This window comes from Pseudomonadota bacterium (assembly GCA_040752895.1).
In the GTDB taxonomy this organism is placed as follows: Bacteria; Pseudomonadota; Alphaproteobacteria.
In genome coordinates, this window is sequence record JBFMHN010000007.1 from 1 (window position 1) to 26,721 (window position 26,721).

Annotated in this window: 37 protein-coding genes and 1 pseudogene; 26 read left to right on the forward strand and 12 right to left on the reverse strand. The window is 64.9% G+C overall.

Translation table 11 applies throughout. From position 1 onward, the window contains the following. From AB1781_10950 to AB1781_11005, 12 genes are all read left to right on the forward strand, one after another. Nucleotides 1–268 (forward strand): hypothetical protein (locus tag AB1781_10950; protein MEW5705083.1); only part of this gene is annotated, 268 nt, incomplete at its 5' end. Between the two features lie 49 nt (nucleotides 269–317). After that, nucleotides 318–524: a hypothetical protein gene (locus AB1781_10955; GenBank protein ID MEW5705084.1), complete on the forward strand. Its 207-nt coding sequence runs from the start codon at nucleotides 318–320 to the stop codon at nucleotides 522–524. Continuing rightward, nucleotides 521–1,093, forward strand: a complete 573-nt coding sequence (locus tag AB1781_10960) for a hypothetical protein (GenBank protein MEW5705085.1) — start codon at nucleotides 521–523, stop codon at nucleotides 1,091–1,093. Before AB1781_10955 ends, AB1781_10960 begins: the two co-directional genes overlap by 4 nt. Further along, complete coding sequence (locus tag AB1781_10965) at nucleotides 1,086–3,857, forward strand: ubiquitin-activating E1 FCCH domain-containing protein (GenBank protein MEW5705086.1); 2,772 nt, start codon at nucleotides 1,086–1,088, stop codon at nucleotides 3,855–3,857. Before AB1781_10960 ends, AB1781_10965 begins: the two co-directional genes overlap by 8 nt. Nucleotides 3,858–3,938: 81 nt before the next feature. After that, nucleotides 3,939–4,385: a hypothetical protein gene (locus tag AB1781_10970; protein ID MEW5705087.1), complete on the forward strand. Its 447-nt coding sequence runs from the start codon at nucleotides 3,939–3,941 to the stop codon at nucleotides 4,383–4,385. Beyond that, entirely contained in the window at nucleotides 4,386–6,602 is a 2,217-nt protein-coding gene (locus tag AB1781_10975) for a M15 family metallopeptidase (protein MEW5705088.1), read from the forward strand. Then, nucleotides 6,602–11,017 (forward strand): hypothetical protein, encoded by a 4,416-nt coding sequence (locus AB1781_10980; protein ID MEW5705089.1) that lies wholly within the window; start codon nucleotides 6,602–6,604, stop codon nucleotides 11,015–11,017. Before AB1781_10975 ends, AB1781_10980 begins: the two co-directional genes overlap by 1 nt. A 12-nt stretch (nucleotides 11,018–11,029) precedes the next feature. Continuing rightward, nucleotides 11,030–13,534 (forward strand): phage tail fiber protein, encoded by a 2,505-nt coding sequence (locus AB1781_10985; GenBank protein MEW5705090.1) that lies wholly within the window; start codon nucleotides 11,030–11,032, stop codon nucleotides 13,532–13,534. A gap of 20 nt (nucleotides 13,535–13,554) precedes the next feature. After that, complete coding sequence (locus AB1781_10990) at nucleotides 13,555–14,040, forward strand: hypothetical protein (protein ID MEW5705091.1); 486 nt, start codon at nucleotides 13,555–13,557, stop codon at nucleotides 14,038–14,040. A 1-nt stretch (nucleotide 14,041) separates the two neighbouring features. After that, the gene (locus AB1781_10995; protein ID MEW5705092.1) at nucleotides 14,042–14,665 is read left to right on the forward strand and encodes a M15 family metallopeptidase; all 624 of its coding nucleotides are present in this window, start codon (nucleotides 14,042–14,044) and stop codon (nucleotides 14,663–14,665) included. 144 nt (nucleotides 14,666–14,809) lie between these two features. Beyond that, nucleotides 14,810–15,070 (forward strand): hypothetical protein, encoded by a 261-nt coding sequence (locus tag AB1781_11000; GenBank protein MEW5705093.1) that lies wholly within the window; start codon nucleotides 14,810–14,812, stop codon nucleotides 15,068–15,070. A gap of 10 nt (nucleotides 15,071–15,080) precedes the next feature. Next, a complete protein-coding gene (locus tag AB1781_11005; GenBank protein MEW5705094.1) occupies nucleotides 15,081–15,335 on the forward strand; it encodes a hypothetical protein in 255 nt (84 codons plus the stop codon). Between the two features lie 78 nt (nucleotides 15,336–15,413). Here AB1781_11005 and AB1781_11010 read toward each other — a convergent pair whose 3' ends face one another. The 3 genes from AB1781_11010 to AB1781_11020 form a co-directional block, all read right to left on the reverse strand. Beyond that, nucleotides 15,414–15,758, reverse strand: coding sequence for a hypothetical protein (locus AB1781_11010; protein ID MEW5705095.1), 345 nt, complete (start codon nucleotides 15,756–15,758; stop codon nucleotides 15,414–15,416). After that, nucleotides 15,748–16,026, reverse strand: coding sequence for a hypothetical protein (locus AB1781_11015; GenBank protein MEW5705096.1), 279 nt, complete (start codon nucleotides 16,024–16,026; stop codon nucleotides 15,748–15,750). Before AB1781_11015 ends, AB1781_11010 begins: the two co-directional genes overlap by 11 nt. 101 nt (nucleotides 16,027–16,127) lie before the next feature. After that, a complete protein-coding gene (locus tag AB1781_11020; protein ID MEW5705097.1) occupies nucleotides 16,128–16,397 on the reverse strand; it encodes a hypothetical protein in 270 nt (89 codons plus the stop codon). A gap of 104 nt (nucleotides 16,398–16,501) precedes the next feature. Between AB1781_11020 and AB1781_11025 the strand changes: the two genes are divergently transcribed. From AB1781_11025 to AB1781_11055, 7 genes and pseudogenes are all read left to right on the forward strand, one after another. Next, nucleotides 16,502–17,080, forward strand: a complete 579-nt coding sequence (locus AB1781_11025) for a recombinase family protein (protein ID MEW5705098.1) — start codon at nucleotides 16,502–16,504, stop codon at nucleotides 17,078–17,080. Nucleotides 17,081–17,093: 13 nt separating this feature from the next. Then, complete coding sequence (locus AB1781_11030) at nucleotides 17,094–17,318, forward strand: hypothetical protein (protein MEW5705099.1); 225 nt, start codon at nucleotides 17,094–17,096, stop codon at nucleotides 17,316–17,318. 64 nt (nucleotides 17,319–17,382) lie between these two features. Beyond that, nucleotides 17,383–17,766, forward strand: a pseudogene (locus AB1781_11035) (DNA cytosine methyltransferase). Between the two features lies 1 nt (nucleotide 17,767). Then, nucleotides 17,768–18,454 carry a hypothetical protein gene (locus AB1781_11040; GenBank protein MEW5705100.1) on the forward strand — a complete coding sequence of 229 codons (687 nt, stop codon included), beginning with the start codon at nucleotides 17,768–17,770 and terminating at the stop codon, nucleotides 18,452–18,454. Nucleotides 18,455–18,530: 76 nt separating this feature from the next. Then, nucleotides 18,531–18,713: a hypothetical protein gene (locus AB1781_11045; GenBank protein MEW5705101.1), complete on the forward strand. Its 183-nt coding sequence runs from the start codon at nucleotides 18,531–18,533 to the stop codon at nucleotides 18,711–18,713. A gap of 8 nt (nucleotides 18,714–18,721) precedes the next feature. After that, nucleotides 18,722–19,312, forward strand: coding sequence for a hypothetical protein (locus AB1781_11050; protein MEW5705102.1), 591 nt, complete (start codon nucleotides 18,722–18,724; stop codon nucleotides 19,310–19,312). A gap of 18 nt (nucleotides 19,313–19,330) precedes the next feature. Beyond that, nucleotides 19,331–19,480: a hypothetical protein gene (locus AB1781_11055; GenBank protein ID MEW5705103.1), complete on the forward strand. Its 150-nt coding sequence runs from the start codon at nucleotides 19,331–19,333 to the stop codon at nucleotides 19,478–19,480. A 31-nt stretch (nucleotides 19,481–19,511) separates the two neighbouring features. On the opposite strand, the gene AB1781_11060 is transcribed toward AB1781_11055, so the two are convergent. The 9 genes from AB1781_11060 to AB1781_11100 all read right to left on the reverse strand — a co-directional run bounded on the left by AB1781_11060 (nucleotide 19,512) and on the right by AB1781_11100 (nucleotide 23,023). Then, on the reverse strand, nucleotides 19,512–19,868 hold the full coding sequence (locus AB1781_11060) for an HNH endonuclease signature motif containing protein (protein MEW5705104.1): 357 nt from the start codon (nucleotides 19,866–19,868) through the stop codon (nucleotides 19,512–19,514). Then, on the reverse strand, nucleotides 19,865–20,482 hold the full coding sequence (locus AB1781_11065) for a calcium-binding protein (GenBank protein ID MEW5705105.1): 618 nt from the start codon (nucleotides 20,480–20,482) through the stop codon (nucleotides 19,865–19,867). The genes AB1781_11060 and AB1781_11065 overlap by 4 nt, the downstream gene beginning before the upstream one ends. Beyond that, a complete protein-coding gene (locus AB1781_11070) occupies nucleotides 20,483–20,674 on the reverse strand; it encodes a hypothetical protein (GenBank protein ID MEW5705106.1) in 192 nt (63 codons plus the stop codon). Next, the gene (locus AB1781_11075; GenBank protein ID MEW5705107.1) at nucleotides 20,674–21,078 is read right to left on the reverse strand and encodes a hypothetical protein; all 405 of its coding nucleotides are present in this window, start codon (nucleotides 21,076–21,078) and stop codon (nucleotides 20,674–20,676) included. The genes AB1781_11070 and AB1781_11075 overlap by 1 nt, the downstream gene beginning before the upstream one ends. Further along, nucleotides 21,053–21,280 (reverse strand): hypothetical protein, encoded by a 228-nt coding sequence (locus AB1781_11080; GenBank protein MEW5705108.1) that lies wholly within the window; start codon nucleotides 21,278–21,280, stop codon nucleotides 21,053–21,055. Before AB1781_11080 ends, AB1781_11075 begins: the two co-directional genes overlap by 26 nt. Continuing rightward, complete coding sequence (locus AB1781_11085) at nucleotides 21,252–21,617, reverse strand: hypothetical protein (GenBank protein ID MEW5705109.1); 366 nt, start codon at nucleotides 21,615–21,617, stop codon at nucleotides 21,252–21,254. Before AB1781_11085 ends, AB1781_11080 begins: the two co-directional genes overlap by 29 nt. After that, the gene (locus AB1781_11090) at nucleotides 21,614–21,865 is read right to left on the reverse strand and encodes a hypothetical protein (GenBank protein MEW5705110.1); all 252 of its coding nucleotides are present in this window, start codon (nucleotides 21,863–21,865) and stop codon (nucleotides 21,614–21,616) included. Before AB1781_11090 ends, AB1781_11085 begins: the two co-directional genes overlap by 4 nt. Further along, nucleotides 21,862–22,662, reverse strand: coding sequence for an ERF family protein (locus tag AB1781_11095; GenBank protein MEW5705111.1), 801 nt, complete (start codon nucleotides 22,660–22,662; stop codon nucleotides 21,862–21,864). Before AB1781_11095 ends, AB1781_11090 begins: the two co-directional genes overlap by 4 nt. An 85-nt stretch (nucleotides 22,663–22,747) precedes the next feature. After that, complete coding sequence (locus AB1781_11100; GenBank protein ID MEW5705112.1) at nucleotides 22,748–23,023, reverse strand: hypothetical protein; 276 nt, start codon at nucleotides 23,021–23,023, stop codon at nucleotides 22,748–22,750. A 304-nt stretch (nucleotides 23,024–23,327) separates the two neighbouring features. On the opposite strand from AB1781_11100, the gene AB1781_11105 reads away from it, so the two are divergent. The 7 genes from AB1781_11105 (at nucleotide 23,328) to AB1781_11135 (ending at nucleotide 26,715) form a co-directional block, all read left to right on the forward strand. After that, entirely contained in the window at nucleotides 23,328–23,549 is a 222-nt protein-coding gene (locus AB1781_11105; protein ID MEW5705113.1) for a hypothetical protein, read from the forward strand. Nucleotides 23,550–23,664: 115 nt separating this feature from the next. Continuing rightward, the gene (locus AB1781_11110) at nucleotides 23,665–24,060 is read left to right on the forward strand and encodes a twin-arginine translocation signal domain-containing protein (protein MEW5705114.1); all 396 of its coding nucleotides are present in this window, start codon (nucleotides 23,665–23,667) and stop codon (nucleotides 24,058–24,060) included. Continuing rightward, entirely contained in the window at nucleotides 24,060–24,644 is a 585-nt protein-coding gene (locus AB1781_11115) for a GcrA family cell cycle regulator (GenBank protein ID MEW5705115.1), read from the forward strand. Before AB1781_11110 ends, AB1781_11115 begins: the two co-directional genes overlap by 1 nt. A 1-nt stretch (nucleotide 24,645) precedes the next feature. Beyond that, entirely contained in the window at nucleotides 24,646–24,984 is a 339-nt protein-coding gene (locus AB1781_11120; GenBank protein MEW5705116.1) for a hypothetical protein, read from the forward strand. A gap of 129 nt (nucleotides 24,985–25,113) precedes the next feature. Then, nucleotides 25,114–25,377, forward strand: coding sequence for a hypothetical protein (locus AB1781_11125; protein ID MEW5705117.1), 264 nt, complete (start codon nucleotides 25,114–25,116; stop codon nucleotides 25,375–25,377). Further along, a complete protein-coding gene (locus AB1781_11130; protein ID MEW5705118.1) occupies nucleotides 25,361–26,185 on the forward strand; it encodes a DUF1376 domain-containing protein in 825 nt (274 codons plus the stop codon). Before AB1781_11125 ends, AB1781_11130 begins: the two co-directional genes overlap by 17 nt. Next, nucleotides 26,182–26,715, forward strand: coding sequence for a hypothetical protein (locus AB1781_11135; protein ID MEW5705119.1), 534 nt, complete (start codon nucleotides 26,182–26,184; stop codon nucleotides 26,713–26,715). The genes AB1781_11130 and AB1781_11135 overlap by 4 nt, the downstream gene beginning before the upstream one ends. Nucleotides 26,716–26,721 lie beyond the last annotated feature (6 nt).

A 26,721-nucleotide genomic window follows, 5' to 3' on the forward strand; every position in this document is an offset into this window, starting at 1 on the left:
CTTGGCGACGCTCGATCTCGGCTGGGATGCCTATACGGCGATGGACGGCACTACCATCGCCGCCGATCCCAACGGCCTGATCGATGGCCTCAGCGTCGATACGGTCGGGTTCCAGACGCTCGAAGGCGCGATTGCCGCCAATCTGCTGACCGGCGGCACGTATGTGTTCGAATCCAAAAGCGGAGTAGTGATCCGCGCCACCAGCCAGGACACGGCGATCGCCGACGGTGACAATCTCGTCGGCTATCTCGTGTACGTGGTCGACTGATCTGACGGGAGGGCGGGGCAACCCGCCCTCTCTCGGAAGGGAGGGTCACATGGCCGACAAGGTGGCGTCTCTCGGTACTCCGATCAATGTCCGCTGGGCCGACAACGGCGACGGCACGGTCTCGATCAGCGTGAGCGATGCCGAGACCAGAAGCCGGCTGGCGGCGATTGAGGCCCAGTTGGCCACCATCGATAGCACTCTGGACTCGATCCTGACCAAGCTCGGCGACTTCGTCAATGTCAAGGTGATCCCGTGAGCAGCAGCGAGATCGAGATTTGCAATCTCGCCCTGACCCGCCTCGGGCACAGCGCGATCACCGCGTTCTCAGAGGCGAGCGTCGGGGCGTCGCTGGCCAAGCTGCACTATGCCAACACCCGCGACGCGGTGCTCCGCGCGCACCCGTGGAACTTCGCGATCCGGCGCGTGATGCTGGCCCAGGAGACGACGACGCCGGCCTTCGAGTACACCTACCAGTACGCGCTCCCCGCCGACTTCCTGAAGATCGTACGCACCGACCTCGACGCCCAAGGCTACAGCGTCGACTACCGGATCGAGGGCCGCAAGTTGCTGACCGACGAAGGCACGATCGGGATCGAGTACATCGCCCGGATTGAGGACGTGGCCCAGTTCGATCCGATGTTCGTCGACTGCCTCGCCGCCCGGCTGGCGGCGGAGATCGGGACCAAGCTGACCGACAATGCGCAGATGATCCGCACCGCCTGGGAAATCTACGGCGAGAAAATCAGGGAGGCGCGATCGGTCGACGCCCAGGAAGGCACCCCGCGCGACATCATCGCCGACGAATGGTTGCTCTCCCGTGCCTAAAGCCAACGCGATCCAGACCAACTTCACAGCCGGCGAGATCACCCCGCGGCTGGACGCGCGGATCGACATTCAGAAGTACAAGAACGGCGCCGCGACGGTTCAGAACTTCATCGTCAAGCCACATGGCGGGGCCTGGAAACGGCCCGGCACGATCTACGTCGGCGAGGCGATCGACCCCGACGCGACCGGCCGCCTGGTGCCGTTCCAATTCAACACCGAGCAGGCCTACACACTGCTGTTCCAGGCCAACAAGGTTTGGGTCTACAAGGACGGCGGCATCGTCATCGCGTCGACCAAGACGATCACCGGCATCACCCAGGCCAATCCGGCGGTGGTGACCAGCGTCGGCCACGGGCTCGCCAACGGCGACCGGGTGATCCTCGACGACGTGGTCGGCATGACCGAGGTCAACGATCGGTATTTTACGGTCGCCAACGTCAGCGCCGACACGTTCCAGCTCGAGGGGCTGGATGCGAGCGCCTACACGGCGTATGCCTCGGGCGGCACCGCCTACGTGCCGGTGACGGTGGCGACCGACTACACCGCCGCCGAATTGGACGATCTCGCGTTCGCCCAGTCGGCGGATACGCTCTACATCGCTCATCCGCTGCACCCATTGGCCAAGCTCACCCGGTCCAGCCACACCGCGTGGACGATCTCCGACATCGAGATCACCGACGGCCCGTTCCGGCCTATCAACGATGACAACGCTGCGGTGATGCGAATCACCATGACCGGCTTGTGGGCGGTGTCGGGGATCACCAAGGCCAGCCCCGGCGTCGTCACGACGACCGCCCCCCATGACCTTGTCGAAGGAGAATGGGTGTTTCTGAGCGGACTGCTCGGGGGCCAGACCGGCATGGGGTTCCTGAACAGCAAGCGGTTCCAGGTCGGCAACCCGACCGAAACCACCTTCGAGCTGTGGGATTCGATGGGCAATGCCGAGTCAACCGCCAGTCTCAACGCCTATTCTGGCGGCGGCATCGTGGCGCGCTCGATCTCCGTGTTCGGGACCGCCGCGCCGGGAACGCGGGTCGTCGTCACCTGCGATAAGGACGCATTCGAGGTCGGGCATGCCGGGGCGCTGCTCCGGCTGTGGGAAAGTGGCCAGTCGGCGCGCGTTTCCTCGCCCGTTACAGGGTCCAGGATCAAGGTCCCGAAATCGATCACCAACGCCGGCAAGGTGTACGGGATCGACAACCTCTCCGGCCCGGTGGCGACGCTGGAGAACTACCAATTCTTCGAGGAGTGGCAATCGGACTGGCTGCTTCCGACGCACTCGCGCGGCCAGGTCAAGATTTCGGACGGTGCCGGCTACGGCGTAACCGGCAGCAACAGCGTCGACTGCCTCTATCTGCACTCGCTCTATGGCGTCGTGCGGATCGAGGAAATCGTCAGCGCGACCCAGGCGATTGCGGTCGTGGTCCTCAACCATATCCCGAAATCCGCCGTCGACGGGACATCGTTCTGGGAGCACGGCGCCTGGAGCGAGCAGTACGGCTACCCGCGCACGCTCGCCTTCTACGAGCAGCGCTTGTGGGCGGCCGGTTCGGTGCAGGACCCGCAGACGGTGTGGAGCTCGAAAACGGCCGCCTTCGAGAATTGGGCCGACGGCGACGAGGACGATGCGGGTCTTGTGTACGCCATCGCCTCGGAGCGGGTCGACGTGATCCGATGGATGGTCGCCGGAAGGTCTCTCACCATCGGCACCGCGTCGGGCGAGTACACGGTCACCAGCGGCAACCAGGACCAGGCGCTGACGCCGAAGAACTTGCGCGTCACCCGCCAGACCGCGTTCGGCGCCGGTCAGGCCAATGCGATCGCGGTCGGATCGACGCTCTTGTTTGCCCAGCGTCACAGCGCCGTGTCGGGGCCTGCGAAGAAGGTGCGCGAGTTCATCTACTCATTCGATCGCGATGCCTACGTGGCGCCCGACCTCACCATTCTCGCCGAGCACATCACCGGCGAGGGCATCACCGAATTGGCCTACCAGTCGGCGCCGGATTCGATCCTGTGGGCGCGGCGCAGCGACGGCGTGCTGGTCGGCATGACCTACGAGCGCGAGCAGGAGGTCGTCGGCTGGCACAAGCATCCACTGGCGGCAACGGGTCAAGTCAAGAGCCTGTGCGTCATCCCCGGCACCTACGGCGACGATCTGTGGATGCTGGTGGCGCGCACCATCGACGGGTCGACGCGGCACTACGTCGAGACGCTGAGCGCCGGTCTGACCGACGAGACCGAGAAGGAGGATGCGGTCTACCTCGATTGCGCGGCGACCTACGCGGGCGCGTCGACGAGCACGATCTCCGGGCTCTGGCACCTCGAGGGCGAGACGGTCGACGTTTTGAACGACGGCGCGCATGAGGCCGGCAAGACGGTGACGCTCGGGCGGATCACCCTGGACCGGGCGACGACCAAGGCGCACATCGGTCTCAAGTACACGAGCGTCCTGCAGTCGCTCGACATCGAGGCGGGAGCCGCTGCCGGCACCGCGCAAGCCCGCGCCAAGCGGATCAGTCAGGCGTTCGTCAAGGTCCACCGCTCGCTCGGCGGGCGCTGCGGGAGCACGAGCGCCAACGCCAAGGCGATCCTCTATCGTGTGCCAGAGGATGTGATGGATTCGAGCCCGCCGCTCTTTTCCGGCTATCTCGACATCGAAGTCGACAGCGGATGGGAGCGCGCCCAGCAACTCTATGTCGACCACGACGAGCCGTTCCCGTTCCATGTGCTCGCCGCCGTGGTCGAGATCAACACCAGCGGGTGACCTGATATGTGCGGACCTGCCCTCGGTGCCGTATCCTCGCTCGCTGGCGTCGGCATGAGCGCCGTGTCGATGAAAATGCAGATGGACGCCCAGAAGCGCCAGGACCAGGCGACGCTGCTGACCGCGATCGGTCAGGGCAACCAGATGCAGTATAACGCCGACGTGGCGCTGGCCAATGCCGAAACCGCGCGCCGCGAGGGTCAGCGCGAGCAGGAGCGCATGGTCGAGGGCTCGCGGCAGCTTCAATCGACGATCACCGCTCAGGCCGCAAAGGCTGGCGTCAACCCGAATACGGGAAGCGCCGCGCTGGTGGCGAGCGCGGCGCATTCCAACGCCTGGCTCGATTGGATGACGGCCTTGTGGAACAAGGAAACAGAGGCGGTCGCCAGTGAGAACAAGGCTACCGATCTCAGGTATCAGGCCGACTACACGGTGAGGAGCGCGGAGGCGGCGACCGGGCTCAGCGCCGGCTCGAGCTTCGTCAGTGACCTCTACGCGCCGCTGCGCTCCTACAAGGAGCCGCGCTAGATGGTCAAAATCCCGACCTACGAGCGCCAGGTCAGGCCCAACGCGACGCCGATCCCGATGAGCACCGGCGAGGGCTACGAGGCCCCCGGACGCGCTCTCGCCTATCAGGCGAAGCGGATGATGGACGACGCCCAGCACGTCAAGCAGATCGGCGGCATGGTGCAGAGCGTGCTCGGCGCACTCGGATCGCTTGCGGGCAAAGCGGAAGCCGATCGCAACGCGCTCGATATGTACCAGACCAAGGTCGCGCTGGCGGATTTCCAGGGCCAGCAGGACATGGCCCAGATCGACTACGACGCCCAGATCAGCGGCGACGGGCGCGACCACGCGGCGGGACGGCTGCAGAGCTATGACGCGGCGGCCAACGACCTGATGGGCAGGCTGCCGGCCAACGACAAGGCGCGCATACTGGCGAGCGAGCGCGTCGCCGGGCTCCGCTCGCACTACGGCGAGAAGAGCTACATTCAGCAGCAGAAGCACCTTCAGGGCTACTACGACGCCGAGACGACGCGGCTCGTGCAGGAGCGGGTGTTGCCGAACATCACCAGCGACCTCACCAGCGTCGAGGGCGGGCTGAAGGGGATCGACAACATTCTCGCCGACATGCCGGGCGCGACCGAGAAGACGCGGTCGCGGATCAGGGACCAGGCGCTCGATATCGTCTACCGCCATTGGACCGACAAGGCGGGCGCCAACGCGGCGGCGATTGGCGCCAAGATCGTCGAGGAGTTCAGAAGTCGGCCCGAGGCGCCCAAGTCGGCGACGGTGGCCGACGCGCGCGCTCTCTCGGCGCTGGTGCCGATCCACAAAGGCCTGACACGCGGCGACCCTGATCGCAACATCGACGGCCTGACGAAGCCGATGGTGTCGAGCCTCGCCAAGATGCTTAACGACATGCCGCCGGAGATCAGGAAGCACCTTGAGATCAACGAGGCGCATCGCTCGACGGCCTATCAGGCCCGCTTGCGGGAGGCTTACGAGAGTGGCCGCGGCGGGCTGGCGGCGCCGGCCGGGCGCTCGCGGCACAACTTCGGCGAGGCGGTCGATTTCTCGCCGCCCGGCGGCTACGGCTCGAATTACGACCGCAAGGGCTACAATCAGGCGCTCGCCTGGATGTACGCCAACAGCGAGAAATACGGGCTCGTCAACCCCGAGAGCATCCGCGGGCGCGACCCGCATCATTTCCAGCTCGCGCCGGGGGTGAAGGACGGCGGCCCGGTCGAGGTCGCGGCGCGCGGGCTCACCACCTACGCCGGCAACCGGACGCTCTATGACGAGTTCAAGGGCCGCATCGTCGAGAACTATCCGGCGCTGGAGAAGTTCTCGCTCGGGCGCGAGCGGGCGGAGCGCGCCGCCGAGGCCGCGGCGCTGAAAGCCCAGCACCAGGCGATCGAAGGCCAAGCGCTCGATCTATGGAACAAGCAGGAGTTGACAAAGGACTGGGTCGAGAGGAACGGCAGCCTGATGGACCCGAAAGCTTACGGGCGCTGGCTCAGGATGTTCGACAACGTGCCGCGGGTCACCGATCCGCAGGTCTATTCCGGGCTCGCCGAGAAGGCCCACGCCGACCCCGAGCAGGCGGTCAAGGACGCGGCGGACGCTTACGCAAATCGGCAATTGGATGCCGACGGTTACAGAAGCGTGCTGAAGAAAGCACAGCGCGCGCTCGAGCCGACGACGCGGATGCCGCAATGGGCGCGCGAGACGCGCAACGCGGTCAGCAAGATGTTGAAGCCTGACGGCAAGGCCGGCGACGGCGAGCATGCCGCCTACAAGGACGCCCTGGAGAAGTTCGACGCCTACGTCGAGGAGCAGGGCGAGGCGCTGGACCGCAAGGGCCTGACTGGCTTCGCCGACGATCTGGTCAAGGGGCACAAGATGGACGGCGCGCGGGAAAGCCGGAAGGGCCTGCCGATGCCGCGCTTCGGATCGGTCGGGCGCGACGTGATGAGCCTGGAGGCGCTGGAAATCGCCAAGCAGCGCACGGTGGAAGCGTTCAAGGCCGGCAAGATCGACAAAGAGACATTGAGCCGCGAAGCCGGGTTGCTGAAGAAATGGCAAGGGGCACTCGAAGCCCAGGCGGCGGCGGAAGGCAAGCCGGTCAAGCCGAGCGCCCCCGCGGCCCAAGGGGCGAAGCCGGCCGGCGAGGCCGGCAAGCAGACCCGGCCGGCGCTCAAAATCGAGATGAACCCGCAGCAAGAGCAGGCGACGCCCTGATGGTGGACATTCCGCAAGATTCGCAGACAGCCGGAGCCAACATCATGCCCGACGATGCCGGCGCCGATCTCTTGGCCGAGATGGAAAGCAAGCCGCCGACCTCGCTCGACGACGACTATCGCGCCGTGCTCGAGGAGCGCAACTCCGACGACAACCTCAAATGGCTCGAGGATCAGGTCGGACCTCTGGTCGACGAGCAGCCGGTCGAGCCCGAGGGCGCCGGCATCATGGCCACCGCCGGCAAGGTCGCGAAGGACATCGGCGGCGGCCTGATCGAAGGACCGAAGCAGGCCGTCGGTGGCGCGATCGGCGCGGTCAACGAGGCCTGGGATTTGATCGACCAGGCCGCGACGTGGCTCAACCGGAACGTCGCTGACACCCGGCTCGGCACGCTCATGGGCGAGCAGATGACCCCGCCACAGGCGGGACAGGTCGGAGAGCTTCCAAACGTCGGCGCGCCGGAGACGGTGACGGGCGGGTTCGTGCGGAGCATCAGCCAGTTTCTCACCGGCTTCGCGGGCGCCGGCAAAGTGACCGGCATCAAGAATTCGCTGCCCGGCGTGTTCGGCAAATCGATGATTAGCGACTTCGCCGCCTTCGATGGCCAGGAGGCCAATCTCGCCAACGTCATTCAGCAGTTCCCGACCCTGCAAAACCCCGTGACGGAGTTCCTGGCGACCGACCAGGAGACGCCGGAGATGATCGGGCGGATCAAGAACGCCCTGACCGGCCTCGGCGCGGGCGCGGCGCTGGAGCCGTTTGTGCAGGTGCTCCGCGCGTTCCGCGCCGCGCGCAAGGCCAAGGAATTGACCGGCGAAGCCGACTACGCCAGCGCGGCCAAGCGGCTTGCCGAGGCCGGCCCCGATGATCCGACCTTGGGCGCAAACCCGCAGACCGGCGAGCGGATCAGGCAGGCGCTCGGCGACCCCGATGCGCCGCTGGTGCAAGTGCAGGAAGAGATATTCCCGACCGGGGATGCCTATGCGGCCAAGGCGCTGGATAAGACCACGGATGCGGGGGCTGCTGCGGGGGCTCCGCCCCCAAGCCCACCGCGCTCGATCAGCCGCGATCCGCTGCGCCAGACGCTTGCCGATGTCGACCTGGAGTACAAGAACAGCTTCAGCAAGGCTGTGGAGACGCAGGACTGGTCGACCCTCGAGCCGGTCAAGGCCAAGGAACGAGCGGCGAGACGGCAGGTGGCCGCGGCAGTCGAGCGCCGCGCGCAAGCGGTGCGCGCCACCTTGGACGAGGGTGAGGAGGTCGTCTACCACGGAACCGAAACCGACTTCGACGCGTTTGACGCCGGTGCCGCCCGATCGGGCGATGGCGCCTCGGCCCGCGTCGGCTCCGACGTCGTGTTCGTCACCCCGAAATACGAGTTTGCCGATTCGTTCGCCGGCCCCAAGGGCGAGGTCAAGGAATTGGTGCTTGGCCGCGGCAAGTTCTTCAGCGCCGAGAACGAGGCCGACATGGCGGCGCTGGAGCCGTTCATAGCGAGCCGGCCGGATGCCGATGCGTTGCGCGCGAAGATCATGGCCGGAGAGAGTGGCCCGCTCAAGGATTCGTGGGGCGTGCTCGAGAGCCCGGAGCTTGTCGCCGAGATGAAGCGGCTCGGTTACGACGGCGTCAGGATGATCGAGAATTTCGACGATCACGCCGGCCGCAAGCGCACCGCACCGACGCTGGCGGTGTGGAACGCCGACAAGCTGCGCTATGCCTCGGGGCACCGCTTCTGGGGTGGCGATCTGCCGGACCTGCCGCCGCGGCCGACCATCGCGGCGGAGCCGCCCCCGCAAGGCGTTGTCCCGCCAGCCGCTGCCGACGGCGGCGCAATGCAACCGCCTGCCGCCCCTCCTGGCGCAGCGGGCAGCGGAGCCACGCCCCCGCAAGGCCCGCCCCCCGGCGGCGCCCGGCTCGACTTTGGCCCGCGTCAAGTCTACGTCAACCTCGCCCGCATCAACTCGACCGACGACGTGAAGGCCGTCATTACCCAAATGGCCGACGCCTTCGGAGACGACATCGCCAAGGCACAGCGTGGCGTCCGGTCCAATGCCACCACGATCGCTGCCGCTGGCGACGAGAATGCGTGGCAACTCTTGGAGGGCAAGCGCAAGGCCGACGCGCCGAAGGTCGCGACCGCAGAGGAGCAGCTTGTGCTGCGCAATCTGTGGGCGCAATCCGCCGAGACCCTGAAGGGACTCGCCAAGGCCGCCGCCGACGGCGGGCCGGAGGACCTGGTCGCCTTCCGCCGCGCCGTCGAAACGCACCGCATGATCCAGAATACCGTCGTCGGCATCCGCACCGAGACCGCCCGTGCCTTGCAGCAATGGCGCATTCCGGCGGGCGGCTCGAAGGAGATGGAGCGCCAGCTCGCCGACATGCTGGCCAGCACCGGCGGGGAAGCTGTCAGCCGTGACATGGCCGCCAAGGTGGCGTCGCTCGCCGACCACCCGAACGGCGGCCCGTCGCTGGAAAGCTTCGTCGACCGGCTCGGGCGCGGTGCGCAACTGACCGTCGACGTGGTGCGCGAATACTGGATCAACTCCATCCTCAGCGGCCCCAAAACTCACGCCGTCAACATGACGAGCAACGCGGCGGTGTTCTTTCAATCGCTCGGCGAGCGCGCACTCGCCGGGCAGATGGGCGACCTCGTCAACCCCGTCTACGGCGTCAAGCCGGGCGAGGCGAGCGCGATGCTGTACGGGGCCCTCGAAGCGCAGAAGGACGCATGGCGGGCGGCTGCGCACGCACTCAAGACCGGCGAGACCGGCATGGGGCGAACAAAAACGCTGGAGAGCGCGCGCCGCCGCGCGATCAGCTCGGAATCGTTCGGGCTGCCGTCTGATTCGATGCTCGGGCGCGGGCTCGACTACGCCGGCGGCTTCGTCAATATCCCCGGCCGGATGCTGACCGCGGCCGACGACTACTTCAAGATGGTCAACTATCGCGCGCAAATCCATGCCCTCGCGCTGCGTGAGGCGAGCACCGAGATCGAGCGCGGCATCCTGCCGAGAGAGGGCCTGAAGGCCCGCATCGCCGAATTGGTCGACGACCCGCCCGAGCGTTTCCGGCTGATGGCCAACGACTATGCCGCTTACAACACCTTCACCAACGAAGCCGGCCCGGTCGCCAAGGCGGCGATGAAGGTCCGCGACACGGTGCCCGGCGGCTGGCTGGCGATGCCGTTCATCAACACGCCGGCCAATCTGTTCACGTTCGCGTTCGAGCGCAGCCCCGCGGCTCTGATGATGAAAAACCGCTTCTGGGCCGAGGTCCAGGCCGGCGGCGCGCGGCGCGACATGGCGCTCGCCAAGATGGGCCTCGGCACGATGGCCTTCACAGCGGCGTTCGATCTGGCGGTGAACGGTCATGTGACCGGCGGCGGCCCGTCGGGCGACAAGGCAGCGGGCGAGCGCCAAGCCCGCGCCCGTGTCGGCTGGCAGCCCTACTCGATCCGGGTCCAGACCGGCACCGAACCCGACGGCAGCCCGACCTATCGGTATTTCGCCTACAACCGCTTCGATCCGGTCGGCACCCTGTTCGCGAATGCCGCTGATCTTGGCGAATACTTCCTCAATACAGAAGACGGCCGGATCGACACCCGAGACGCCGCAGAACTGGCGGCCATGATGGTGTTCGGCACCGCCGAGAACCTGAAGGACAAGGCATTTTTCCGCGGCTTCGCCGACGCGGTGGCGGCGATCAACAACCCCGAGCGCTACGGTGAGCGCTGGCTGCAGAACGCCGCCGGCGGGTTCGTGCCGACCATCGTCAAGGATGCCGCCCGCGCAATGGACCCTGTTTCACGGGAAACAACGGACCTCGTGTCGGCGCTCAAAAACCGCACGCCTGGCCTCTCCGCCGACCTGCCGCCACGACTCGATTTCTGGGGCAGGCCGCTGCAATTCCAGAGCGGCCTCGGCACCGCCTATGACATTCTGTCGCCCGTCTACTCGCGCTCGACCGGCGGGAAGATGGACCCTGCGGAGAAGGCATTCTTCGAGCTCAAGTATTTCCCGACCCACCCGTCGTCGATCCAGATCGGCGGGCAGTACGTCTCTCTGCGCAACATGCCCGAGATCGAAAACCGGCTGGTCGAGCTGACCAACGCCAAGGCGTCCGACCTCGTGGCCGAGAACACTGATGCGCTGATGGAGCAGAGGGGCGGCGGGCGCGCGGCACTCCGCCGGCTCGAGGACCGCGGCGACATGACCTTGCGCGAGGCGCTGAATGTGACCGTTTCCTCGCCCGAGTTCGCAGAGGCCGACCCCGAGGAACGTCAGGACATGATGTCCGACGTACTCTCCGACTACCGCCGCGCCGCCAAGCTGCAAGTGCTGCGTGAGTTCCCGCGTCTCAAGGAAATCCGCGAATCGATCCCGCCGCGCGGGACCGGGGCTCAACTCCCCTACTAGGGACACCCACACATGGCCGTTTCCACCGCCTACACCCCGTTGAGCTTCAATGGGAACGGGAGCACGACCGCGTTCGCGGTGTCGTGGCCGTTCTTCTCCGGCAGCCTCCTCGTCACGCTCGTTTCCTCGACCGGCGTCGAGACGGTCAAGACGATTTCCACCCACTACACGGTTTCCGGCGGCAGCGATGCCGACGGGCTGCCGGCGACCGGCACCGTGACTATGCTGACCGCCCCGGCCTCGGGCGAGGTCCTGAAGATCGAGCGCGTCACCCCGCGCACCCAGCCGACCGCGTTCACCAACGGCGGCGCGTTCCCGGCCAAGACCATCGAGGCCGCGTTCGACAAGGCGCTGCTCGTCACCCAGGAGGCGCTGGCCGACAGCGACGCCGGGATGCAGCTCATCAGCGCCGGGGCGACGGACTATTGGGACGCGGAAAGCGCGATCATCCGCAACGTCGCCGACGGCACCGCCGCCAACGACGCCGTCAACCTGGCCCAGCTTCAGGCCGCGCAACTCGGGATCGCCGCGTTCGAAAACCAGGACCAGGGCGCGCTGGTCTACTTCGACGGCACTACCTGGCTCGGCCTCGCCCCCGGCACCAGCGGCAAGTTTCTGAAGACGCAGGGTGCCGGTGCCAATCCGATCTGGGAAACGATCCCAGGTGGTGGCGACATGCTGGCGGCGAACAACCTCTCAGACGTGGCCAATGCGGCGACGGCCAGAACCAATCTCGGGCTGGCGATCGGGACCAATGTTCAGGCCTACGACGCTGAGCTGGCCGCCATTGCCGGGCTCGTCAGCGCCGCCGACAAGGTCGCCTACTTCACCGGCTCGGGGACCGCCGCGCTCGCCGATCTGCCCGCCTTCGGAAGGACCCTGATCGCCAACGCCTCGGCAGCGGACGCCCGCACCGATCTCGGGCTGGTGATCGGGACCGACGTGCAAGCCTATGACGCTGAGCTTGCGGCGCTCGCCGGGCTGACCTCGGCGGCCGACAAGGTGGCGTATTTCACCGGGGCCGGCACGGCGGCACTCGCCGATCTGCCGTCGTTCGGGCGAACGCTGATCGCCAATACGACCGCCGCCGACGCCCGCACCGACCTCGGCGTCATCATCGGCAGCGACGTTCAGGCCTATGACGCGACGCTGGCCTCGATCGCCGCGCTCGGCACCGCCGCCGACAAGATGCTCTACACGACCGCGCTCGACACCTGGTCGGAGACCGACATCACCACGTTCGCGCGGTCGATCCTCGATGATGCCGACGAGGCGACCTTCAAGGCGACCGTCAACTTGGAGATCGGTACCGATGTGCAGGCCTATGACGCCGACCTCAGCGCGATCGCAGGGCTGTCTTCGGCCGGGTTTGTGGTGCGCACCGGCGCCGGCACCGCAGCGGCACGCACCATCGCCGCCGGCTCGGCGATCGCGCTGACCAACGGCGACGGCGTGTCCGGTAATGCCTCCGTCGCGCTCGATATAACGGGCCTTGCCGACCGGCCGGCGTTCGGGTCGGGCGACAAGCTCGTCATCAACCGCTCCGGCTCGTACTACAAGATCGATTACGACGATCTGCCGGGTGCCGGCGCCGGCATCTCCGCCGCCTACGCCAATGTGACCGACGGCACCACGACCGCGGCGGCGAGCGGGTCGGACACCTTCAAGCTCCGCGTCGGCACCGGGATGACGGTCGCGGTCACCAACAACGACGCCACCCACGGCGACAACGCGCTGTTCTCGCTCGACGCCGAGTTGACCGCGCTCGCCGGGCTGACCTCGGCGGCCGACGCGCTGCCCTACTTCACCGGCTCGGGTACGGCGTCGACCACGACCTTGACCGCCTATGCCCGCTCGCTGCTCGATGACGCAGACGAAGCGACGTTCAAGGCGACGGTGAATTTGGAAACCGGCGTCGACGTGCAGGCCTGGGATACGCTGCTCGACAGCCTAGCGGCGCTTTCGGACCCGAACGCCGACCGCGGCGTGTTCTGGGACGATTCGGCCGGCGCGCTGGCGTGGCTAACCTATGGTGACGGGCTCGGCGTCTCCGGCACGACGCTGGCGGCGAAGTTCGTGCAGGAAGTTTCTACCAGCTACGCGACTTATTCGAGCACGACTACGCAAATGCCTGCCGACAATACGATCCCGCAAAATACCGAGGGCGCGGAGATCATGTCGGTTGCGATCACGCCAAAAAGCACGACCAACAAGCTCAGGATAGACGTCACCGTGAATTGCACGTCGTCTGGCATCATCGCTGGCGTGATTGGGCTATTTCAGGACTCTACGGCTAATGCCATTGCTGCGGCGTTTGTGTCGCCAACCAACGCGGCCTATGGAATGTGTATCCACCTTAGCCATGTGATGGACGCCGGAACGACGGCAAGCACAACGTTCAAGGTGCGTGCAGGCCCTGGTTCTGCGGGAACGCTGTATATCAACGGCTATTCAGGAGGAGGTCTATTTGGCGGCGTAATGAAGTGCACGATGACGATCACGGAGTACACGCCATGATCATGAACGCGCTCGCAAATATGGGCGTATCCGCATTCTGTACCGGCGCCGAGCCGGTAACCGAGCAGGATTACCTGGCCCGCGTTCGCGTGTCCGGCGCCCGCCCGCCGTGGTCCGATGTGCAGGCGGTCGCGTTTGGACTCCGCCGGGAGCGGACGTGGGTGGCGATCCAATCTGCGGCGCGGGCGCGGCGCGCCGAGATCGACCCCAATGCCGATGTCAACGCGCTCAAGGGGGCGCTCGCGCTCAACGCCAACGACGATACCCGCCCCGCTGAGCGCGACGAGGCGCGCCGGCTGCTCGACTCCTACGCTGCCTCCCGGGGCGAAAGCGGCTGGGCCGAGACGGCGGCCAAGATTATCGCCGCCCGCAACGCTTGGGCAAACCGGATCATCGGCATTGCAATGCTCGAAGACGCCTCGTGGCGGGCTCTCGAGCAGGCAACGACCGCCGACCAGGTCGCCGAGATCGAGCGCCAGATCACCGAGGCGATCAGGGGAGTGTGACATGCTCAACGAACGGTCGCTCCGCAACCTCGAGGGCGTGCATCCCGACCTCGTTCGCGTCGTGCACCGCGCCGCCGAGACGGAATCCTTCATCGTCACCGAGGGGCTTCGCAATCTCGAGCGCCAGCGCATCCTGAAGACGGCCGGCAAGAGCTGGACGCTCAACAGCCGCCACCTGACCGGCCACGCCGTTGACGTGGTCGATCCTGATGGCCGCTACGACATCCCCGACCTTGATCGGATCGCGATCGCCATGAAGGCCGCGGCGAAGGAGTTGAACGTCCAGATCGTGTGGGGCGGGGATTGGAAGTCGAGAGATACCCCACACTTCGAGCTCGACCGCAAGGCGTATCCGGCCGACGGCATCAGCACCGGGCAGAAGGTCGCCGAGAAGGCGGTCGATGCCGTGACATCGAAGCCCGGCCTCATTGTTGCCGGAGGCGGCGCCGCGACGACGCTCCCCGCTCCGCCCGATCTGACCCCGTATCTCGGCTGGCAGGCGTTCGGTGAGACCGTCGTCAACCTCGGATCGTGGGCGGTGTCAAAGCCGCTGATGACGGGGGCGCTGGTGTTGTTCATGGGGTTGCTGGCGTTCGCGCCACAGCTCCGGAGGTTCCTGCCATGAACGATTTTTTTCTGTCCCCAATTGTGCGCATACTGTCCGGGTTGTTCGCCGTTGGGTTGTTTCTGACCGCGTTCGCGTTGCGTGACCAAGCAATCGAACGGCGGGGAGCCGACAAGGCCGTCGCCAAAATCGAGAAGGCGACCCATGAAACCGTTTCCAAGGCTCATCGCGCTGGCAAGCGTTCTCAGTCTGGCGACGGGGTGCTCAACCCCTATTACCGCGACTGACGCCGGCAAGGTCGCTGTTGCGATCGGCCACGTCCCGCCATCGAGGCGCGACACCTGCGAGACGCAGAAGGCGCTCGCCGCCCAATCCTCCCGTATCGATACCATCGTTGAGGGCAAGGAAGTCGTCTACAAGGCCCCGCCCTGCGATACCGGCAAGCCGCCCCCGAAGACGAGCTAGGCAATGATCGATGACCTCAAACTGGCCGCCCTGGCTGGCGCAGTCGCTTTGGAGCTGGACCACCCACGCCGAGGGAAGGATCAAGGTTCTGGAAGCCGACAACGTGACCGCGAAGCACGAACGCCGAGCCCTTGCCCGCAGGCTCAAATGGATGGAACGGGGGCTCCAAGCTGTCGCAACTATCGGCCTTACGGTTCTGGCGACGCTTGCGCCTACCAAGGCCGATCAGATCGCGTCATTGATCTTGCGCCTTCTGCGACCATGAAACGCCGCTGGCGGCTAATCTCATACTATGCCCTGGCTGTGGTCGCATGGGCGGTAACGTTGGTGCTGATCGAGTTGCTTAAGTAGGCGGCGCGCCGCTTGGTCGGTCATGTTGATTGGCCTCATCTTGAAAGGTTGAGCCGCCGCCGTAGCCGCCGCCGTAGCCGGAGCCATCGCCGTAGCCGTCGCCGTAGCCGGAGCCGTCGCCGTAGCCGGAGCCGTAGCCGGAGCCGTAGCCGTCGCCGTAGCCGTAGCCGGCGCCGTAGCCGGAGCCGTAGCCGCCGCCGTAGCCGCCGCCGTAGCCGGAGCCATCGCCGTAGCCGTCGCCGTAGCCGTCGGCGTCGCCGTAGCCGTCGGCGTCGCCGGAGCCGGAGCCGTAGCCGTAGCCGTCGCCGGAGCCGGAGCCGGAGCCCTTATCCGACATGGACAGCCTCCCGCTCCCATGCAGCGACCGCTTCGGCCGTCATCTCGACAACCGCAGTCACTTTGCGCAACTCGATCTGATGGACCTTGGCGCCGATGCGCGAGCCATCCGCCGGACCACGGGATGCCAATCCCATGAAGCCGCCCGTCTTAGCGCTCCAATAGATGCAGTTGCGTGCGTTCTTGATGACAATGGTATCGCCAGTGGTGTCCTCCGCGTAGCCGTAAAACACACCGCGATATTCGGTCGTGACGAGAACAGGTCGCATGTTTGCCTCCAAAGTTGCAATCCAGTGTCGGACGGGGCTCGCGGCTGATCGGGATGTGCCGCCTTGCCAAGGCGGGGCCGGAGCCCCGCCTCAGTTGGTCATCACAGCTGCTCAGCCAGGTATTCCTCGAGGTCGTCGATCTGCTTGACCTCGTATGTCGCCCGGCTGCTCTCGTCGTGCGCGAGGTAGTACGGGCCGCTGTCGTAGCGATCGAGGTATTTATCGGCGGCCTCGGCGCTGACGAAGCGCTTGGGGTACCCGTTAGGCCCACAGAGCAGACTGACGCGCTCCTCCGGTCCGTACCAGTACGTCGTGACTACGATCACATGGTCCTTGGCGACCGAGCGATTGTCGTGATTGGTCATCGTCATATCTCCGTCCCTGATTTGCCCCGAGGCGCGGGCTGTGGATCGCGTCCACAATCTCAATGTAATCCCGCTTGCGCTCATTGTCAAGCTGTGGTAATTATTTCCACATGCCGCATCGAGAATCGCCAGCCAAGCACCGCGCACGAGGCTACATCCGTGTCACTCGCCGCCACGGCGAGAAGATGCAGCAGGCCGCCTTGTCGGACATCTGCGGAGCCATCTACCGCGCCGACGATCCGTCCGGGCTCGACGATCTGCTGCGCTCGCTCCGGTCGGGTGATGCGGTGATGGTCACGACGCTCGGCCGGCTCGCGTCGCGCTTCGACGATCTCGGCACGATCCTCGGCGAAATCCACAAGCGCAAGGCAGTCCTGATCGAGACCGGCACCGGCCGGCGCTCGGACGTGGCGTCAGACGTTGTATCGATGATGGTCGATGCGCGAAGCGAACTGCTCGGCGAGGCGCGGGCTTTCAACACGCGGACGGCCAAAAAGGCCGCGCGAAATCGGTGGGCGAAGCACGGCCCTGAGCGGATGCCAGAGGAAGACGCGCGCCGCATCTGGCATGATCGGCGTATCGCGACCATGACCGAGGCATTGTCTCAGATGTCCGGTTGGTCAATGACGACGGCGTACCGCCGTCTAGGGAAGCGGCATGCCCCAGCCGGGCGGCCGAGGACGATCTGAGGGAGTCATCAGCATGACGGAAGCGGAGAAACGGGCGACATTGGAGCGGATTGCCACTGATGCGCGTCGATCTGGCGCGCTGCTCGGCCTCAACATCGCGGTCTGTGTCGTTGAGGTCGATCACGAGCATGCACGAGCCTATACCTCACCGTTCGCCGCGGAGAGTCTGGATGGCATCGCCGTAGCGCAGCAATTGCGTGCTCAATCGAGAGAGTTGTGGCGGATAGGGACAAGCTGAGGAGGCACCATTGCGCGCGGCGGTCCTATTCTCTGGCATCGGTGGCTGGGAGATCGCCTGCGAGATGAACGGCGTCGAAGTCGCGTGGGCATGCGAGTGGGACGAGTGGAAGCGCGCCCGCTACCTGGAGCGGTGGCCCGATGCGGTGCTGATGGGGGACGTGGGAAAGATCGATGGCCGACAGATGCTCAGAGACCATGGACCTATTGACCTCCTGCTCGGAAGCCCGCCCTGCACCGACATCAGCGCAGCCAACGTCAACGGCTGCGGCATCGACGGAGCAGAGAGCCGCTACTACCTCGAGGCCATCCGACTTGCACGGGAGACCGGCGCTCGTTGGGTTGGATTTGAGAACTCACCTCGGCTCCGCACTCGCGGAGCTGACCGGGTGCTCGACCTCCTGGGAGATGCAGGCTACGCCCGCTGGCCATGCGTGGTGGAAGCTGAGGATGCCGGCGCCCCGCACGAGAGGGGACGCTCCTTTGTTCTCGGATGCCGACGAGACGCGATTGGGTGCCAAACTGATCGGGACACCGCTAGCGTCGGAGCGGTGCGGCAGCAAACAGCAGCGACTTGGCACGCGGATGCCGGACCCATCGATGCTTGGTCTCGCGATGAGAGTACCGACACCATCGGCAGTGGACTACGGCAGCAACCGGGGCGGGGCGGCGGGACGCACGGGGCTGGAGCGACCGAGCCTCAAGCGCATGCTGACGACGACCTCGACCGACAACCTGACCGCGCCGAGCATGGCCAAGTGGGCGGGAGCACGGGAATTGATGGCGCTGCTGGCGAGTGCGGCGGAGAAGCTGCCGACGTGCACCGCGAGCAACGGCGGCATCGAGCCGGACGGGACAACGGGACGCAAGCTCTCGACAGTGTTGGGCCGACGCCTTGCCACTCCGCCAATCGCGCGCGGTCGGAGTGGCAAGGCGTCGGAGGAAACGCTCTCGAAAAACTCTCGCCCGCTCAACGAGCAGCTTTGTGCCCTTGGGATCACGGAGGCGACGGCCTTGCTAGCTATCTATCTATGGCTGATGGCCTGGCCTCTCGACTACGCGGACACGGCCTATCCGAGCGCGCCGTCAAAGCCGAACTCGCGCGGTGGCGGTCGGCGCTCGGCGACGCGCTCGTGATCCCGGTGGTGTGGGCGGTGGTTCGGGCGATCGTTAGGACGGATCAACAGATGGGAAAACAATAGGAGCGGCGGCCATGCCTGACGCCTGCGAGATGTGTGACGGCCTGATGGAGATCGACGCGTCTGTGATCGAGAGATTGGGCCACGTCGGCTGTCCTCTGTGTATTGCACGCGAGAAGGACCAGCGCATTGCCGATCTCATAGCCGAGATCGCATTGCTCCGCAGCGCGCTGTCGCGAACCGAGCCAAAGGAATAGGAAGTGCGATGCAGGTCGGTGACCGTGTATGCAAAGTTTCAGGATATCGTTGGCCTGGAGTCGTTGTTGCGATTTTTCAGACCACGGCGGGGAAGACGCGTGTTGTCGTCGAGTGCACGGTCCCTGAGGTGGCAGGTGCGTTGCACATCTACGCGCCGGAGCAACTGGTGAGATCGATAGAGGAGCGAGGCGACCCCGATGACTGCCTATCAGATGATCCTGAGGAGAGCTTACACAAGCTGCCCGGTGTGGCGGAAGAAGCGGAAGAACTGAAGGAGCGGTCCATGGGTGCAAACTACAGATGCCTCGCGTGTGACGCGCATTGGTACGCCAGTGGCCCACCCAACGGCGACTGCCCCGACTGCGGCAGCGGAGAAATTGACATCTACGTGCCGCCTAGCGAGCCGGACGCACGCATGTTGCAGATGATGGCGCTTGTCGAGGCCGCGGGGAAAATCAGCGATGCCGATGATCGCCTGCACGAGTTCTTCGACGATCGCGGCGGCGGTTTCGACACGTACAATCTCTGCATCCAGCTTGGCCTCGTCCGCGAGACGACAGACGACTTGCTGGAGTGCGGTGCGGTGGAAAAAGCATAGGAGCCAGCTATGGACCACATGACGGACGATGAGATCAATACCGAGTGGGACAAGCTCATCGAAGCTGGTGAGAGCCGATCGGATCGTGCCCTTGCTCTAGAGGGTGAGATGCGGAACCGCTATCTCGTGCTCGAGCTGGCGGCGGCGGTGCTGGATAGCCGATCGTGAGGCGGGCTCAGCCAGGGGCGGACCCGTGGGGCTACTTTCTTTCGTAGCGACCTGTCGCCCAATTGTACTTGCCCTCCGGTCGTCGAAACCCGCGCGGACGCTTGATGCCGGCATGCCGCTCGGCGACGCGCTTGCCCTTGGCATTTTCTCTCACGTCGTCGCGGGTCTTGGCCTTGTGGCATTTGGTATGCGCCGGCATGACGTTGCTCGGGTCATCAGCGCCGCCGACACTCCGGCGAACGACGTGCTCGGCCTCCCAGCTATCCTTGCCTGACCAGATCGGCCCCTGGCAGATGTGGCAGATCAGATAGGCGCGCCCATGTGCGTCGTAACGCACATGGGCATAGTAGCAGTCGTGCCGTACCTTGTACGATGACGGGCGGCTCACAGAATGAAATCCTCACTCGTCAGTGTGTAGGCCCCGGCCAGCACGATCGACCCGGCCGGCGTCTCGACCGTGGTCCAGTCGCCGGCCGAGGTTATATTGAGCTGATCGAACGTGAAGCCGTGGCCGGTGAACGACAGCCTGTCGGCCCCCTGCTCGAAATCAGCGATCAGATCGCCATCGACATACGAAAAGTGGAACGTGTCGGCTCCAATTCCGCCGATCAGGTAGTCTGCGCCCCAGCCGCCATCCAAGTAGTCGTTGTCGCTGTCGCCCATCATGATGTCGTCACCGCCCTGGCCGAGCAGGGTATCATTGCCCGTATTGCCTCGCAGGAAGTCGCCACGGGTGCCACCGTCCGGCGTCGCCGCGTCGCCCGGCCCGCCGTCGATGTAGTCGTGGCCATCGCCGCCAGCGAGGTAATCGACGCCATGTTGTCCGAAGATGCGGTCGTTGCCGGCATTGCCGCGCACAGCGTCCTCACCAGCACCGGCTCGGATCGTGTCATTACCGAACCCACCACGCAGGTAGTCGTCACCACTGCTCCCAATGATTGTATCGTTTCCAGGCGTCCCAACAATCAGATCACCCTTCTTTTTTGCTCGCAAGATTGCCATCTAGTCCTCCATCCATCCGCCGCGCTCGCGCCATGCGATGCGCTTGCGATATTCCGCCCTGATCGACGGCGTGATCCAGTCGTGAAGCTTTCCGCACCGGATGCAGCGGATCGGGCTCGAGCAGATCGCGTGCTCATCGATCAGGATCAGGCGCCGGCACATGCCGAGCTTGCACAACAGCCAGTCGAGCATCACGCACTCTCCTTCAGCAGCTCGTCAGCTTCGAGCTTGGCTTCGCGCCGCAGCACATCTTCGACATCGTCGAACACCTTGCATGCTTCGGCGTGGCTCAGCTTGTCGAACGCGATCGACTCCGGCACGCACACCGCGATTGCGTCCTCCAATGGCCAGGCCCAACTGTACTTCTGCAGCATCATGAGCGTAATCGCCGGGATCAGCGGCGCGACGGCACCCGCGTCGCCTGCGAACGAGAACTTGTGTATCCGCCGGTGCTTGGCCTTGACCAGCAACCACGCGCGAAGGTGTTCCTCCCCGTCCGGCTGGAATTTCTGCCACTCCGGCCATTGGTCATAAGCGGCGCGGATCAGCCCGAACAGGCGGCGATGCTGGTCAACGCTGCGGGGCTTGTCGGTCATCTTTCAGCCTCCCGAACGCCCCGAGTTCCGTGTCGAGCACCCGCAGCGCCTCGACGAAGACCTCCTTTGCCCGCTCCTCCGCGTGCTGGGCCTTGGCCAGCTCGCATTCGAGTTGCACCACCCGCGATCGACAGTGCCGAATATCGGAGATCAGCTCATCGATCGACACCGGCTTAGGAGGCGGCGTGATCTCCGCCGTCACGGTCGGCGGGTCGCCGAGCGGTTTCAGGTTTCGGTTTCGCCACGGCAGCACGGACACGGGCCCCCTCCGTCTCTCTGATGTGTTCGATCACGTCGCTGATCTCGACGCCGAGCATCAAGGCTATGTCTCGCAGCGGCATGCGCTGTTGCCGCCAGTACGAGATGTATGTGCGCTCGAATAGCGTCAGATCGCTGAGCGAGAGCCCGTGATGTGCGGCGATTTCCATCACCTTGATCTTCGCGATCCGCTTCTCATCGATCTTGCGGTCATGGATCGCTTGCGCAATGCGCGTGTTGAGGTCGCCGAGTTCCTTCAAAGTCATCTTGTGCAGGTTCATGCTAACGCTTTCCTCAATCGATCCTTCACGCCGGCAATCTGCTGGCGCTGCCCTTCCGATAGGTTCCGCGTGTTGACAACCCGCAACGCGGCCAGCGCGTCGGCGAGCAGCAGGGTCGCATCATAGCGGCCGAGCTCGGCCTGCAGCTTCTCGGCTCGCTCCTCCTCATCCCTGATCCGCGCGTCGATGTCGTCGCGCATGCGCTGAAGTCGGTCGATGATGTCGTGCGTCCGCGCGGCGTGGGTCATGACCGCAACGCTTCCATACGATCCTCGTACTCGTGCTCGTAGATTTCGACCCATGCGCGCGGCAACGTGCCGATCTCATCGGCGTACAGGTCGGGAATTTGCGACAGCACGTCGGCATTCGGTGCGTCGGCGATCGCCTTCCTGATCTCCGCGAACTTCTCCGCCGTGCCGTCTTTCTTCGCGGCAGAAGAACTCTTGCGCTTGATGCCTTGGCCGGTAAGGGCGAGCTGCCCTTCCTCCGTCTCAGCTTGCGGCATGGCATCAAGGTCCATGTCTCCGGTCGGCAGCTTGAACAGCGAGCGAAGGAACTGCTTTTGACAATAGCTCTCGGCGGCGTTGAATGTCTGAGGCCCGAGAAGTTGGATGAAGATCGAACGCGATGACCGCTCGTCGAACCACGTTGCCTCAGCGGTAGCCAGAACGAATCCGAAGTGAAACTCGCCCCATTGAGACACCTTTATCTCGCCCGACTTCGGGTCTTTCTTCTCAACACGCTTGACCGTGGGTGGCGACATCTCGAGCGGCAGGATCATCAGCCCGACCTCGCCCATTTTCAGCGCCAGCGCTGCATAGATGTCGTCGGTGCTGGCGAAGTTGTAACCGCCCTGAAGGTTCCGTTGCGTTTTCTTGACCGCCTCGATTGTCGCCTGCACCTTGCACATAGCCTTGACGATCGAGGCCGGGATGGGCGTCACGCCAGCCACACGAAGAACATCACCAGTGCCGGAATGATGTTCACCGCTGCCGCTAGGAGAATTGCGTGGATCAATCTGCTGTCCATTGTCGTCTTTTTCCATGATCGGTTCCGCCTCTATCCGAACACCAGGAACAACGCCGCCAGCGCCACACACCACAACAGCCATTCGAACCACGCGCTCTCTGTCATAGCAGGTCACTCTTGCCGAGCTTGTTGTCCTTGACGTACTCGTCATACTCGCGCGCCGCTTCCTCGCGCGCCTGCTTGTCGGCGTCGTAAATATCGCCGATCAGATTGTCGATCTCCATCAGCAGCGCTTTGAGCTTGTCCGCGTTATCGGGCGAGATCGTCATGCGCAGGTGGGCGTACTTGACGGGCTCCGTCATCTCGTTGCCGAGGTCGAGCAGCCGCTCGCCGACATCGACGCAGGCTCGGGCGTGGTTGTATTGCATGGTCCGCATCCTCTCTTGATCGACGGCGGGCGGTCCCCGCTGGCCCCTCATGATCTACCGCCCGCCGTCTCCCCCGCTGGCCTGGGTGGCTATCGCCGCTGCCAGCAAGTCGAATCTCGTATCGGCGGGGCAGGCCCGTGGGAGGGAACGGGTGGATCAGGATTGGGGTACCGCATCCGTCGCCCCGCCGATAACCAAACCTTAGTTTGTTTCGAGCCAACCCGTCAAGCGCAAATCTGCACCATCTGTGGAAAAAGTTTGTTGGGCTACATCCGGGGTTGTCGCGGGGCCACCAAGCCGCTATGATCCGCCCATGAGCACCAAAGAGAAGTTCCTCGCAGAGATCGAGAGGTTCCTTCGCCGCTCGGGCATGAGCGCGAAGGAGTTCGGCGACAAGGTCATGAACGACGTGTCCTATGTCTACCGGCTCCGCAAGGGCCGGGTGTCGTCGGCGGACACGATGGACCGCGTCAAGGCCTGGATTGCCGAGCACAAGGCGGGTGGGAAGTCGCGCCCTAGCCAGCGGGCGGCCTAGACACCGCCCGCAAATCACTGCACGCTGGGCGGGGGTTCAGCATTCGAGTCGTGTTGTATGGGCGTGCGGGTAATCGGTCCCGGCGGCGGGATGCTCGTGCGCGAAAGGGGGCGGCATGTTGAGCAGAAGAAGAGCTTTGAAGGCGCTAGCAGTCGCGCCGGCTGCGGTTCCGGTCGTCGCCAAGGATGCGGCGGTCAAGATGGGGCTTGGAGATGTGGCGATGAGTGCTGGCATTCCAGCACGTTACAATGCGCCAATTGTGGCAACAGACGAAGCATCACACATTCGCGCGCAACTGAAGTCCTTGCTCGGCGGCGAAGGGCGCTCCAGAGCCATCGAAAGCGCCCGCGGCGCCCTCTCCCGCATGGATAGCGATCTTGCGTCTCTGCGCTCCGTCTCCCCGGCTTGGGTCTTAACCGTACAGGCCGAGAGAACCGCTGATCGATATTTGGCGGCGGAACGCAGATGGCTACAGGAGCGCCTATCGACGCTGACAGGAGGGCTGCTGTGATGACATGGGATCGAGCGGCATTCTGGCGTCAGCCGGAGGTCGAGGCGCTGATGCGCGAGCACTTCGCCAAGGGCACGCGGGCGGCCGAGGTCGCGAAGCTGCTCAACAAGCACCACAACCCGCCCGGCAACGGCCAAACGCGCAACAGCGTGATCGGCCGTTGGCACCGGATGGGCCTCACCCGCGGGCTCAGCAAGTCGCAAGCGGCAAAGCTGTCGCGGGGTGGCCGCCCGCCCAAGCGCTCGAGCGGCCCCGCCTACATGGAGCGCCGGGTGCTCGGCGACGTGGTGCGCGGGCTGCCGTCCAACGCCGGGCCGATGGTGCGGGTCAAGGACCATCCCGAGGACATCGCCCGCGTCGCCAGCATCCTCGATCTCGAGGACCATCACTGTCGGTTTCCGGTCAGGAAGGATGGTTTCTGCGGGGATCAGAAGGTTTCCGGGCTGCCCTACTGCGAGGCCCACGTCCGGCGCTGCTACCGGGTGCCGGAGAAAACAGCTAAACGCACGAAGCGCTTGAATAAAGTTCTGGAAGTGCTGGGGTCGGAAACCACCCGGAAACCGTTGGAAACCGTTGGAAACTGAGATGCACCCGTCGAAGAAACTGCCGTTGCGGCGTGAGGTTCTGAGGCTGCATCAGGATGGCCTCAGCGAATCCGGAATCGCCATCATCCTCGGGCTGACGCGCCAGCGCATCAATCAAATATGCAAAGAGCTGAACATCAATGGGCTGACGGACGCCGGACGCGCGGCCATCCGTGCTGCGGGGCAGCGAAAGCGTCGGCATGTCGAGAGGGATCGGCAAATCCGCGCGCTCATCGAATCCGGGTACAGCCTCAGGAAGGCAGCCGCGCATCTCAACGTGACGGTCGGGGTCGTAGCGGGCGCGGTGCAGCGTGATTTGAAACGAATGGCGCCCCGCTGAGGGCGGCTCAGCGGGGCGCTCGGCGGGATGCGGTCCCAATCAGAACTCGAACACCTACCAGGGAACTTGGCGTCATGACGATAGGCAACCTAGAAGTGTTCGGTGGCGATAGCAAGGCGGGGGCGGCACATGGCTGACTACAGTCCACAGATCACGGCCTGCAGACTGTACAAAAAAACCAGCTCCAAGGGGACCGAATATTTTGTCGGCCGGTGGGGCATGATGAAGATCGCCCTGCTGAAATCGCGCGAGGTCGCTGACGACGGGGCCGAAATCTGGAACATGATCCTGTCTGAGGCACCACAGAAGCCGCGCGAGCAGGCGCCGCGGGCCGACTACGCCAAGCCGGCCGGCGACGAGCCGCCCCCGCTCAAAGATGAAATGCCATTCTGAGGGGGCTCCGATGGTCGCTTACGTGCGCTTCTACCCGACCGACTGGCGCTCCGGATGCTTGGGGCTGAGCCTGGAGCAGGAGGGGCTCTATATCCGTGTCTGTGCCTACGTCTATGAAACCGGCCTGCGTCTTCCCATCGACGACCGGCAAGCAGCAAAGTTCATGGGGGTGCATACGAATGCCTACCGGAAAGTCCGCGATCAGCTCGTCACGCTCGGAAAGGTTGTGCAAACAGCAACAGGGTACACCGTGCCGCGAGCCGAGCGAGAGCTTGGTGCTGCCGCCGACGCGCACGCCGGACAAACGACGCGAGCGGTTGATCCGCACAAAGAGCGGAGCCCCGTGCCGGGTACCATAGGGCACACCCCCCTAGATACCCCCCTAGATACCCCCCTAGATACCCGTGGGGTGTTTTCGAAAAAACCCAATGAAAACTACGCGCGAAGTGGAACCAAGAACCAGAACCAGAAAGTGAAGAGTAGTGTTGCGCGTCGCGGTTCGCGACTCGCCGCCGACTGGTCTCTCCCCGATGACTGGCGCTCTTGGGCAAGAGTGACATTCCCCCACGCAACCGACGCGATGGTGGCGGACCAAGCCGACCGCTTCCGCGACTACTGGCATGCCAAGGCCGGGCAGGCGGCGTGCAAGCTCGACTGGCAGGCGACGTGGCGGAACTGGTGCCGGACGGGGTTGGCCACGGCTCCGGTGCGGGCGGCGACCAACGTCGCGCCGTGGGAAGCCGAGAAGCAGCGCAAGCAGCGTGAGTGGATGGACCTCGTCAACGCCTTGCCAGGAGGAGCCGCATGAACCTGATTTCGCGCCTTTCGAATGTCTACGGCCCTCCCGATTGCGCCAATCCGGCGGCCTATCTCGAGGAGGTCGCGCGTTTGGTGCGCGGGTTCTCGACGGCAGAACAGGACAAGGCTGGCGATGTGCTGCTGCGCGGCCACCGCGGCCGGCAGTTTCCGACCCCGCACGAAATCGTCGCCGCCTGCGAAGAGGCGCGCAAGGCCGGCGCCCCGGTCGGAGTGATACGGTCGGCGCCATTCCAGCACCCCGGCTGGGCGCATGAGGACATTGCAATAGCGGATCGACTGATCGTTTCCGAGATCGGCCGCGAGGCAGCGGATAACGGCTGGTCGCTCGGACTGCACGACTTTTGCCGCTACAACCACCGCCTGCCAAACGTGCACGAGAAGGCGCGCATCATCCGCGAGGCACGAGAGTTCGATGAAGCTTATGCCGCCTGCTGCAGCGGGCGCGGTGGGGCGCTGGGTGAAGCGCTTCGCAAGCTCGGAGAATCGATGCTCTCAAGCGGCAGAAGTAAGCCGATATGACCCACG